14 protein-coding genes and 1 pseudogene are annotated in these 10,522 nt (G+C 70.9%); 7 read left to right on the forward strand and 8 right to left on the reverse strand.

Translation table 11 applies throughout. The features are described 5' to 3' along the window. Nucleotides 1-6: 6 nt before the first annotated feature. Nucleotides 7-1,785: an ABC transporter ATP-binding protein gene (locus ABD808_RS36820; protein WP_344907582.1), complete on the forward strand. Its 1,779-nt coding sequence runs from the start codon at nucleotides 7-9 to the stop codon at nucleotides 1,783-1,785. Continuing rightward, nucleotides 1,782-3,479, forward strand: a complete 1,698-nt coding sequence (locus ABD808_RS36825) for an ABC transporter ATP-binding protein (RefSeq protein ID WP_344907585.1) — start codon at nucleotides 1,782-1,784, stop codon at nucleotides 3,477-3,479. The genes ABD808_RS36820 and ABD808_RS36825 overlap by 4 nt, the downstream gene beginning before the upstream one ends. Here the strand turns inward: ABD808_RS36825 and ABD808_RS36830 are convergent. Further along, nucleotides 3,476-4,123 carry a hypothetical protein gene (locus ABD808_RS36830; RefSeq protein WP_344907588.1) on the reverse strand — a complete coding sequence of 216 codons (648 nt, stop codon included), beginning with the start codon at nucleotides 4,121-4,123 and terminating at the stop codon, nucleotides 3,476-3,478. The two genes, ABD808_RS36825 and ABD808_RS36830, sit on opposite strands and share 4 nt — an antisense overlap. Before the next feature lie 68 nt (nucleotides 4,124-4,191). Between ABD808_RS36830 and ABD808_RS36835 the strand changes: the two genes are divergently transcribed. Continuing rightward, the gene (locus ABD808_RS36835; protein WP_344907591.1) at nucleotides 4,192-4,800 is read left to right on the forward strand and encodes a TetR/AcrR family transcriptional regulator; all 609 of its coding nucleotides are present in this window, start codon (nucleotides 4,192-4,194) and stop codon (nucleotides 4,798-4,800) included. A 52-nt stretch (nucleotides 4,801-4,852) separates the two neighbouring features. Here the strand turns inward: ABD808_RS36835 and ABD808_RS36840 are convergent, their stop codons facing one another. Further along, nucleotides 4,853-4,975, reverse strand: a complete 123-nt coding sequence (locus ABD808_RS36840) for a hypothetical protein (RefSeq protein WP_344907594.1) — start codon at nucleotides 4,973-4,975, stop codon at nucleotides 4,853-4,855. A gap of 371 nt (nucleotides 4,976-5,346) precedes the next feature. On the opposite strand from ABD808_RS36840, the gene ABD808_RS36845 reads away from it, so the two are divergent. Next, nucleotides 5,347-5,694 carry a DUF190 domain-containing protein gene (locus tag ABD808_RS36845; RefSeq protein ID WP_344907597.1) on the forward strand — a complete coding sequence of 116 codons (348 nt, stop codon included), beginning with the start codon at nucleotides 5,347-5,349 and terminating at the stop codon, nucleotides 5,692-5,694. Here ABD808_RS36845 and ABD808_RS36850 read toward each other — a convergent pair. Next, nucleotides 5,664-5,831, reverse strand: coding sequence for a hypothetical protein (locus ABD808_RS36850; RefSeq protein ID WP_344907600.1), 168 nt, complete (start codon nucleotides 5,829-5,831; stop codon nucleotides 5,664-5,666). The genes ABD808_RS36845 and ABD808_RS36850 overlap by 31 nt on opposite strands. Before the next feature lie 52 nt (nucleotides 5,832-5,883). Beyond that, nucleotides 5,884-6,115 (reverse strand): annotated as a pseudogene (locus tag ABD808_RS36855) (helix-turn-helix domain-containing protein); the annotation flags it as partial. 153 nt (nucleotides 6,116-6,268) lie between these two features. Here ABD808_RS36855 and ABD808_RS36860 point away from each other — a divergent pair. Then, entirely contained in the window at nucleotides 6,269-7,222 is a 954-nt protein-coding gene (locus tag ABD808_RS36860; RefSeq protein WP_344907603.1) for a zinc-binding dehydrogenase, read from the forward strand. A gap of 51 nt (nucleotides 7,223-7,273) precedes the next feature. On the opposite strand, the gene ABD808_RS36865 is transcribed toward ABD808_RS36860, so the two are convergent. Further along, the gene (locus ABD808_RS36865; protein ID WP_344907606.1) at nucleotides 7,274-7,690 is read right to left on the reverse strand and encodes a winged helix-turn-helix transcriptional regulator; all 417 of its coding nucleotides are present in this window, start codon (nucleotides 7,688-7,690) and stop codon (nucleotides 7,274-7,276) included. Nucleotides 7,691-7,780: 90 nt separating this feature from the next. Here ABD808_RS36865 and ABD808_RS36870 point away from each other — a divergent pair, with 90 nt between their 5' ends. Continuing rightward, a complete protein-coding gene (locus ABD808_RS36870; protein WP_344907609.1) occupies nucleotides 7,781-8,428 on the forward strand; it encodes an NAD(P)-dependent oxidoreductase in 648 nt (215 codons plus the stop codon). Between the two features lie 32 nt (nucleotides 8,429-8,460). Here the strand turns inward: ABD808_RS36870 and ABD808_RS36875 are convergent, their stop codons facing one another. Both ABD808_RS36875 and ABD808_RS36880 read right to left on the reverse strand, forming a co-directional pair. Beyond that, nucleotides 8,461-8,901, reverse strand: coding sequence for a class I SAM-dependent methyltransferase (locus tag ABD808_RS36875; protein WP_344907612.1), 441 nt, complete (start codon nucleotides 8,899-8,901; stop codon nucleotides 8,461-8,463). 159 nt (nucleotides 8,902-9,060) lie between these two features. Further along, nucleotides 9,061-9,585, reverse strand: a complete 525-nt coding sequence (locus ABD808_RS36880; protein ID WP_344907615.1) for a hypothetical protein — start codon at nucleotides 9,583-9,585, stop codon at nucleotides 9,061-9,063. Between ABD808_RS36880 and ABD808_RS36885 the strand changes: the two genes are divergently transcribed. Next, nucleotides 9,532-10,092, forward strand: a complete 561-nt coding sequence (locus ABD808_RS36885) for a zinc-binding dehydrogenase (RefSeq protein ID WP_344907617.1) — start codon at nucleotides 9,532-9,534, stop codon at nucleotides 10,090-10,092. The two genes, ABD808_RS36880 and ABD808_RS36885, sit on opposite strands and share 54 nt — an antisense overlap. A 118-nt stretch (nucleotides 10,093-10,210) precedes the next feature. On the opposite strand, the gene ABD808_RS36890 is transcribed toward ABD808_RS36885, so the two are convergent. After that, nucleotides 10,211-10,522 (reverse strand): hypothetical protein (locus tag ABD808_RS36890; RefSeq protein ID WP_344907620.1); only part of this gene is annotated, 312 nt, incomplete at its 5' end.

The raw sequence follows: 10,522 nt of genomic DNA on the forward strand, positions 1-10,522 counted from the left end.
ACGAGGGTGGCCCGGACATCACGACGCTCCCCCCGGCCCGCCGCCCGCCGCGCCGCGCCGCCCGACGACGCCGCCGCCGCGCTGCGCGCCGGGGGGAGGCGGCGGCTGCGGGAGGCCATGCGCCGCATCCGCCCGAAGCTGGCCCTGCTGGCGGCGCTCACGGCGATCCGCGTCGGCGCGATGCTGCTCACCCCCATCCTGCTCGCCGCCGCGATCGACGCCGTCCGCACCGGGGACGGAGCCGGTACCGCCGCCGCGCGGCTCGGCGTCGTCCTCGCCGTGGCCGCGCTGGCCGACACCTGGGAGGACGTGCTCGGCTCCTACTGCGGCAGCGACATCACCGCCTGGCTCCGGCACCGGCTGCTCGACCGGGTGCTGCTCCTCGGGGCGCCGGGGCAGCGGCGGTTCCCGACCGGGGACGTGCTGGCCCGGCTCACCGAGAGCGCGTCGGGACCGGCGGCGTTCCCCGTCCTGCTGCTGAACGCCGCCGCCGCGCTGCTCACCGCCGCGGGCGCGGCGACGGCGCTGGCCCTGATCGACTGGTGGCTCGCGATCGCGTTCGCGCTGGGAGTGCCGCCGGTCGTCCTGGCGTTGCGGCTGTTCGTCGTCCGGGCCACCGAGCCGTTCGCCCGCTACCAGCGGTGCCAGGCGGCCATCGTGACCCGGCTCCTGGACGCCCGCCAGGGAATCCGGACGATCCAGGCGAGCGGCACCGCGCCCACCGAGGTCCGGCGCATCCTGGAGCCACTGCCCGAGTTGGGGCGGGCGGGCCGCGAGACGTGGGCGGTGCAGGGCCTGGTGAGCCGCCGCCTCGCGCTGTTGGCACCGCTCGTCCAGGTCGTGGTCGTCGGCGTCGCCGGGCTGCGTCTCGCGTCGGGTCACATCACCACGGGTCAGCTCGTGGCGAGCGCGTCCTATGTCGCGATGGCCGTCGCCGCCGCCTCCCTGTTCGACACGGTCGTCGCGCTGCTCAACTGCCAGGTCGGCGCCGGGCGCGTCGACGAGATCCTCACGGCCACCCCGCGAGTGAGGCCGCCCGCCCGTCCGGTACCGCTCCCGGACGGGCCGGGTCGGCTCCGGTTGCGCGGCGTCACCGTCAGGGCCGGGGAGCGCGCCGTCCTGGACGGGCTCGACCTGGACGTGCCACCAGGCGCCGCCGTCGCGGTCGCCGGGACCTCCGGTTCGGGCAAGAGCGTGCTGGTGTCGACGATCGGACGACTCACCGACCCCGACGAGGGCACGGTCGAACTCGACGGCGTTCCCGTCACCGCCGTACCGCTCCCCGACCTGCGGCGCGCCGTCGCCTACGCCTTCGAACGCCCCGCGTTGCTCGGCGCCACCGTCCACGACACGATCGCCTACGCGCGTCCCGACGCCACGCGCGCCGAGGTCCGCCGCGCGGCCGGGATCGCGGCGGCCGACGACTTCGTCCGGGCCCTGCCGGACGGCTACGACACGCCCCTCGCCGAAGCCCCGATGTCGGGCGGCGAGTTGCAACGCCTCGGCCTTGCCCGCGCCGCCCTGACCGGCGCGCGCGTCGTCGTCCTGGACGACGCCACCAGCAGTCTCGACACCGCGACGGAGGCGCGCGTGACGCAGGCGCTGCGCCGAGTCCTGACCGGACGCACCAGCCTGGTCGTGGCCCGCCGTCCCGCCACCGCCGCCCGCGCGGACCTCGTCGCCTGGCTCGACGGCGGCCGGGTGCGCGCGCTGGCCCCGCACGCCGAACTGTGGCGCGACCCCGCCTACCGGGCCGTGTTCGCGGTGGAACCGGCGGCACCGTGACCGTCCCGCCCGCCGCCCTGCTCCTGCACCGCCACCTGCGCGGACAGTGGCCCGCGCTGCGCCGCCTCGCCGCCTGGTCGGCGCTCGAATCGCTGCCCGCGCTGGCGTCGGGCCTCGTCCTGGCGCGGGCCATCGACCACGGGTTCCTCGCCGGGCGTCCCGGCACCGGCCTGGCGTGGCTCGCGGCACTCGCGGCCCTGTCCATCGTCGGGGCGGTCGGCACCGGCCGGATCTACCCGTGGCTCGCGGCCACCGTCGAGCCCATGCGCGACTCGCTCGTCCGGGACGTCGTGAACGGCGCCCTGCACCGCATGACCGACCGGTCGCCGGACGCGGCCGGGGCGGGCGCGTCCCAGGTCACCGAGCAGGCCGAGGCCGTTCGCGCGCTGCTCGGGACGGCGCTGCGCAACGTCCGGCAACTCCTGTCCGCCGGAGTCGCCGCGCTGGTCGGGCTGACCCTGCTGTCGCCGCCGCTCGCGCTGGTCGCCTGCCTGTCGGTGACGCTCGCCGTCGCGGTGTTCGCCGCGTTCCTCGGCCTCCAGATCCGCCGGTACCGGGCCGTCGTCCGGCAGGCCGAACGCATCGGCGAGTCGGCCGCCGTGATCGTGCACGGCGTCCGGGACGTCGCCGCCTGCGCCGCCGAGGACCGCGCCGCCCGCACCGTCGGCGACGTGATCGACGCCCAGGCGGAGGCGTTGCGCGCCTACGCCCGCACCCGCCTGGTTCGGCTGCCCGTGCTGGCGCTGGGGGTGCATCTGCCGCTTCTGGCGCTCCTCGTCCTGTCACCCGATCTGACCGCGCACCACGGGCTCACGACCGGGGAGGTCGCCGGAGGGGCCGTCTACCTCGTGACCGGGCTCCAGCCCGGGATCACCGTCCTCATCGACACCGGCGGGACGCTGCTGCTCAGCCTCGCGGTGATGCTGGGCCGCCTGGCCGAGATCTGCGCCGTCCCGACGTCACCGCCTCCTTCGGCGCCCGGCGCGCCCGACTCCTTCGACATCGAGGTGGACCACCTCACGTTCGCCTACTCCCCCGACGCCGAACCGGTGCTCAAGGACGCGTCCCTGTCTGTGCCCGAAGGCACCCATCTGGCCGTCGTCGGCCCCAGCGGAACCGGGAAGTCGACGCTCGCCAACTTGCTGATCGGCCTGCTCCACCCGTCCCAGGGGACCGTCACTCTCGGCGGCCTCGAACCCGCGCGGCTCTGGTCGGCGGTCACGCTCGTCCCGCAGGAGAGCTACGTCTTCGCCGGGACGCTGCGCGACAACCTCGCCTACCTGTGCCCGCATGCCACCGTCCCGCGACTCGACCGGGCCGTCGAGGCCATCGGCATGGCCGCCACCGTCGAACGCCTCGGCGGCTACGACGCCGAGATCCCCCCGGGTGGCGGACCCCTCTCCCAGGGCGAGCGGCAACAGATCACCCTGGCGCGCGCCTACCTGTCCGCCACGCCGATCACGATCCTGGACGAGGCCACCAGCCAGCTCGATCCGTCCGCCGAGGCCCGCGCCGAACAGGCCCTCGCCGCACGCGGCGGCACGCTCATCGTGATCGCGCACCGCATCAGCTCCGCCGAACGCGCCGACCTCGTCGTCCTCCTGGACGGCCCGACCCCCGTCACAGGAACCCACGCCACCCTGACAAAACGCAGCCCCCTCTATGCGGAACTGGTCGGCCACTGGCACACCTAACGCCCCCGCCACCGCAGCACCGAGACCCAGACGACCGGCACTGCCCCAGCGGCCAGAACGATAATCGCGCCGGGAAGCAGGAAGCCGAACCGCAACCCGATCGAGGCGTAGGCGTCCACCCCTGGCTGCCCGTCCATCCGCATCACCACCACGGACCAGGCGCCCCCGGACTTGTTCCACTTCAGGACGCGCGTCCCCGAACCCGCCGAGCTGGCCACCCAGAAACCCTGCCGCGACGGCAGCGCCGTGGCCCGCGACGCGCCCGGCAGATGCCGGAACACCGGTCTGAACGGGCTGAGGTCGGCCGACACGAACTCATCGCGCTTCACCCCGCTCAGGTAGCCCTCGACCCGATCCTTGGGCCCGACCCCGACGAACAGCGGGACGCGCGGGTCGACGGGCCGCACCACGATCTTGACCTGGGCGAGTTCGCCGACGTCCGGCGTGGGGTTCCCGGCCCGCGCCGTGTCGGACCCCACCGCGATCTCGTCGGTCTTGAGCGCGACGGCCGAGGTGCCGAACCGGTGGTCCGGCGTCGTGAACGCGCCACCGGAACTCGCCTGGAGGGCGGCGGCGGCGCCGAGCCCGCTCCCGGTGAGCAGCAGCGGCCCCGCGGTGAGGCCGACGACGAGAGCACGCTTCATGGCGGACTCCTTTCTAGTACAACTGTGCTACATCTCCGAAAGTAGCACAGTTGTGCTATAAAAGTCCCATGCCGAAGGTGGTGGATCCGGCCCGGCGCCGGAACGAGGTGGTCGCGGCGGTGTGGCGGGTCATCCGGCGGGACGGGCTGGACCGGGCGTCCGTCCGCAACGTCGCCCGCGAGGCGGGACTGTCGGCGGGCTCGCTCCGGCACTACTTCGCCACACAGCCCGAACTCCTGGCGTTCACCCTGCGGACGATCATCGAACGGGTCGAGGAACGGATCGCCGCGGTCTCGGCCCCGACCGCCGACCCCCGCGACCGCGCCGCCCGGATCCTCGACGAACTCCTCCCCATGGACGCCGAACGCGCCGCCGAGAACAACGTCTGGCTCGCCTTCACCGCCCGCGCCCTCGTCGACCCGGACCTGCGCGCCCTGTGCGAGGAGGCCCACACCGCCCTACGCGCGGGCTGCCTCGCGCTGGTCACTTCCCTGGCCCCGGAGTCGGACACGGAACTGGAAGCCGACCGCCTGCACGCCCTGGTGGACGGCTTGGCCGTCCATGCCGCCCTCCACCCGCAGACCACCACCCCACCACGCATGCGCGCCGCCATTTCCGCTCACCTGGACGAGCTCCACGACCTCCACGACCACCGCGCGGCGACCGGCGGCGGCTGATTCCCTGACAGATCCGGGCCGCCCATTCATTCGGGCGACCCGGATCACACCGTCAGATCTTGGCGGTCTTGTACGAGACGAACTTGTTGTAGGGCGCCTTCAGATCGAAAGAGCCCCGGGACTGCGTCTCGCAGTTGCTGTAGACGTGGTAGACGTAGCCTTTCGCCTGCTGCATCTCCCACCTTGTGTGGCGGTCAGCTTGTAGTGCTTGCGAATCTTTATCGTGTCCTTGTAGCCCTTCGTGACCGTGGACGACGTGTCAAGTCCCGTGTTGACATGGATCTTGATCTCCGCGAAGACCCACGCCTGCACAAACGCGCGAGAAATGGCGAATTCCCGCCACGAGACAACCTTTGTCCTGTCCAAACCGAGAGGCCGCTCCGAACAGAAGTCCCGCTTGGCGACAGACCCCGGACGCCCTGGTCAAGCCCGCACTATCCACCATGATATAACGTTGAGCAATCATACAATCACTCATCGCAACGCCTCGCTCAACGCGGCCGGGGGACGCCGACCCGCCGCCGCCAGGAAGAAGGCCGATCGATCATGAAGCTGGAAGGATCCGCGCTCCGCCTGACGATCCTCGTCGACGAGGACGACACCTGGCACCGCAAGCCGCTCTACCACGAGATCGTGCACCGCGCCCACCAGGCAGGACTCGCGGGCGCCAGCGTGATCCGCGGCATGGAGGGCTACGGCACGTCCAGCCGGATCCACACGACCCGGATCCTGTCGCTGACCGAGCACCTTCCCCTCGCGATCACCATCGTGGACGCCACCGACAAGATCCGAGCGTTCCTGCCGCAACTGGACGACCTGATCACCGAGGGCCTGGTCATCCTCGACCCGGTCGAGGTGATCCGCTACGTCGACCGGCCCGACAGGACGGGGTGAACGGCGCCCATGCGCTCCAACGCGTCGGCCTCCGGGCTATCGGGCTCCGCGCTGAAGGCATGCACGACCAGGCCCATCTCCCCCGGTGTGGCCGGTACGTGCAGCGTCTCGTAGTCCAGGGTGATCAGCCCTTCCACCGGGTGCCGCATCCGTTTGCGTCCGGGGTCAAGGAAGAGGTACTCGGCGCCCGCGCTCGGCCGCGTCGAGCCGCAGCGCCCAGGCCAACGCGTCCAGCACCTCGGCGGACGGCTGCGTCGCCCGCCCCCTGTTCGAGCCGGACGTAGTAGTCGACGCTGATCCCGGCAAGCTGCGTCAGCTCCTCACGGCGCAGGCCGCGCACCCGCCGCCGTCCGCCCCCGGCGATCCCGACCTGCTCCGGGGCGACGCGCTCCCGCCGCGCCCGCAGAAAACCGCCGAGCACCCCGCGCGCGGGCGGCGACTACGACCACGACACGCGCCTGCTCCCCGGCGTGGAGCCCCCGGGCACGACGGGTCTCGACCTGCACCTCAAGGGTTGACCTCAAGTTTGGTTGAGGGACCAGACTGGCCTCCTAGACGACACAGGGAGCCGGACATGCGAGTGATCGAAGTGAACGAGTTCGGCGGACCCAAGGTCCTGGAGCCGCGCGAGGCCCCGGACCCGGTGCCGGGACCGGACGAGGTCGTGGTCGCGATGGCCGCCGCCGACACCATGTTCGTCGAGACCCGGATCCGCTCGGGCATGGCCAGGCAGTACTTCGACACGACACCGCCGTACGTGCCGGGCGGGGGCGGCGCGGGCGAGGTGATCGCCGCCGGACGGAACGTCGACCCCGCCTGGATCGGCCGCCGCGCGATGGTGGCCGTCGCGAACGGCGGCTACGCCGACCGGGTGGTGGCGCCCGTGGACGACGTCCGTCCCATCCCCGACGGCGTGGGCTTCCACGAGGCCGCGGCGCTCCTCCACGACGGCGTGACCGCACTCCGCCTCTTCGACCGCACAGAAATCGCCCCTGGAGCCACCGTCCTGATCGTGGGAGCGACCGGCGGAATGGGCGTCCTCCTCATCCAACTCGCCAAAGCCCAAGGCGCCCACGTCATCGCCGCAGCACGCGGAACACAAAAGCTGGAACTGGCCCGCGAACAGGGCGCCGACACCGTGCTCGACTACTCGTCCCCCACCTGGGCGGACGAAATTCACGGAACCGCAGATGTGGTCTTGGACGGCGTAGGCGACAAAATCGGCCTAGCGGCCTTCGCCGCCACCGCGAACGGCGGCACCTTCTCCGCCCACGGCTCCACCCTGGGCGGCTTCACCGCCGCCGACCAGCAGGAAGCCGAACGCAGAAACATCACGCTACGCGGCATCCAGGACCTGCAAGTCTCCTGGGACGAACGCCTAAACCTCCTGGAAAGGGCCCTGCAAAAAGCAGCCGAGGGCATCCTTACCCCAGTGATCGGCCAGACCTACCCGCTGGACCAAGCGGCCGAGGCACACAAGGCCATCGAAACCCGCACCGTCCTAGCAAAAACCCTCCTCCTCCCATGACGAGGAGATCCGGATAGACCTGCCCTGCGGCCGCGACCCCGAACGTGGCGGTCAGGTGTCGTGGTTCGTGGAGGTGGCGGGTGGTTGGTCGGCGTGGTCGTAGTCCTCCTGTGACGCCGATACCTGGCCGAGGTGCGCTATCGCCCATTCCTGTAGGGCGCTCAGCGGTTCGCGCAGGCTGCTGCCCGCCTCGGTCAGCGCGTACTCGACGCGGACCGGAACCTCCGGGTGGACGGTGCGGCTTACGAGCCCGTCGCGTTCCAGTCCGCGGAGAGTCTGGGTGAGCATCTTCTGTGAGATGCCCTCGATGCGTCGGCGCAGCTCGGAGAACCGGGCGCTGCCGTCCCACAGGGCGCCCACGATGAGCACCGTCCAACGGTCGCCGATGCGATCCAGGATGTGGCGGGTCGGACAGTCCGCGCGATAGGGGCTGCCGTGGAGAACAGGCTCGCCCTGAGTGGTTACCAAGAAGTGCCTTCTTCCGATTGGAGAGCTGCTCTCCTACGGTAACCAGGAGGCGTCGCCTGACGCCATCCGTCTCCGGGGGAAAGGCACCTCATGTCCCGTATCACCGTCATCGGCGGCACCGGCTACGCCGGTTCGGCCATCGTCGCGGAGGCCGCTGCTCGCGGCCACCGGGTCACCGCGCTGAGCCGCTCGCTTCCCGACGCTCCGATCCCGAACGTGCACTACGTCCAAGGCGACGCCACCGCCGAAGCGAACCTCTCGGCATCCATAAAGGACGCGGATGTCGTCGTGGCGGCTCTCGCGCCACGCGGCCCACTGACCGCCACCTTCCGCGACGTCAACGGCACCATCGCACGTCTGGCCGATGTCGCGGGCGCGCGCCTGTACGTCGTCGGCGGCTACTCCTCCCTGCGTCCCGCACCTGGGGCGGCCCGCTTCGTCACCGACCTCGGCCACGTCCCCGCAGAGCTCCACGACGAGATCCGCGCCGGGGCCGCGCTCATCATCGAGGACCTCCCTGCCACGCCGCCGACCCTCGACTGGGTCTTCGTGAGCCCGGCGCTCAGGTTCGGCGCACGCATGCCCGCCGAACGACTCGGCCGCTACCGGCTCGGCGACGACGTGGCCGTCCAGCCGCAGGACGGCGGCGCGATCTCCGCCGCCGACTACGCCCTCGGATTCGTCGACCTGATCGAGAAAGACGACCACCACAGAACACAGGTCAACCTCGCCCACTAGCCAAGTGCTTGGGGAAGTCGGCCGGAGTTGGGCTAGGGACGTTCGAAGAAGTTCGCACGCATGAGCAGCCGCCCGCCCGGCCTGAGCACCCTGGCCAGCTCCCGGACCGCACCGGGCTTGTCCTGGACGTGGTGCCAGGACAGGAACATCAAGACATAGTCGGCGCTGCCGGACGGCACGGGCACGGCCTCGGCAGAGCCCGCCAGATAACGCACATCGGGGTGCGAGGCCTGCGTCTCCGCCACCTCGCGCATTCGCACGGACGGCTCGACGCCGGTGACCGGCCCGAACGTCCGCGCCAACGCGGGGGTGAACCTGCCGGTCCCCGAACCGACGTCCAGCCCCACCAGCGGCCGCCGCTCAGGCAACACCGCTCCGAAGGCACTGAGCCATGCCTGTAACTCCTGTTCGGTGAGCGCGCGGCCACGCGCGTAGTCCTGGTACTGCTCGGTGTCGTAGTCGACCCGCCTCATCGCCCCTCCCGTATCAGCCGGGCCACAGGACAACGGACAAACCCGTCCCCATGTATCGAACAGATATATCGGGACGATATATATCGCTGGGCCGTCCCGCAAGGCCGGGCATTCTGGTCGGACGCGCCACACTGCGATTACCTGGGCTAAGAAGTCCGGCTACCGATCACCGCGCAGGTACCGGGTCACCATGTCCACGAGTTCGTTCTCGAAGGTCTCGACAGTGATCGCCTGCGGACGAGCCATGGCCTTGTGGGTGTTCAGTTCCACGGTGGTCACGATCAAGTCGGCGGCGGTGTCGAGATCGCGTACGCGGACGTCGGGGTGGCGGGCGAGGAGATCGCGCACCTGACCGACGCGCTTCTTCTCGTGCCGGTCGACCGTTTCGAGCAACTCCCGCGAGAGGGGCGCCTCCTCGATCATGATGCGCAGCAACTGTGGATCGTCGCGGTGGTTGTCGATGGCGTCCCGGACCAGTGTCCGGACCGGCGACCGCGTGTTCGGCCCGGCCACCTTCGACGGTCCGACGGCCGGTGCCGCCGAGTACGCGCTGATGCCGGCCTGGGCACACATCCCCGAAGGCGTCACCGTCGAGCAGGCCGCCGCGCTGCCGATGGCGGCCGAGACGGCGTGGCGCGCCTCGGCGACCTCGGCGTCCAGCCGGGCGAGTTGCTGCTCGTCCACGGCGCGGGCACCACCGTGGGTGAGGCGGCGGTGCGCTTCGCGCTGCACCGGGGTGTTCGGGTGATCGCCACCGCCGGGCAGACCCGGGCCGCAGCTCTGGAAGCGATCGGTGCCCAGGTGACCGCCTACGGCGACGGCATGGCCGAACGCGTCCGGGCACCGTCCGGAGGCCACGTCGACCGCGCCCTGGACACGGCCCCGACCGGCGGCCGGATCGACCGCCCCGACCAGCCCAGCCCTGCCGGTGGTTCACTACCGACCCTGATCGAACTGACCGGCGATCCCGACCGTGTCCTCACCGTCTCGGACTTCGCCGCCGCGGCCGAGTTGGGCGTCCGGGTCACCACCGAGATCCGCTACGACCAGATGGACGAGTTCGCCCGGCTCGCCGACGAAGGCATCTTGGTCGTAACGGTCGCCCGGACCTACGCGCTCGACCAGATCCAGAAAGCGGCCGAACTCAGCAAATCTCGCCGCCCCGGAGGCAAGCTCATGCTCGTCCTGTGAGCCGTGATCGCACCGCCAGCCTGGTGGGCGAGACGGGCCCCGGACGAGGTGGCACGGGTGCGTGGGCCGAGGACGAGTGTGGTGCTTACGACTCGCCAATTGGCTATCGCTCTTGCGTTCACTTGAGCTCTTTTTGTTTCTTTGATTTGCCAGGGTAGACGACGAGCAGTTGGTGCTCGGCGGGCATTTCTGGATAGAAGGTCTCGGGGGCGCCCTGGCCTCGGACGTGGATGCGCAGCCGGTACGGGCCGGGACCGGCGACGGTGATGGAGGGCAGTTCCACCGAGTCCCAAGGCGAGGTGATCTGCGTCTTGCCTTCGGCGCTGTCGAAGCCGACCTCGACGACTCGTTCCCAGCCCTTGAGGCAATGCCATTTAGATAAGCATGTGGCCTCACAGTATCCACATATCCACAGTTGAGGTTGTGGGTT

It is taken from the genome of Actinomadura meridiana, assembly GCF_039537545.1.
Taxonomy (GTDB): Bacteria; Actinomycetota; Actinomycetes; order Streptosporangiales; family Streptosporangiaceae; genus Spirillospora; species Spirillospora meridiana.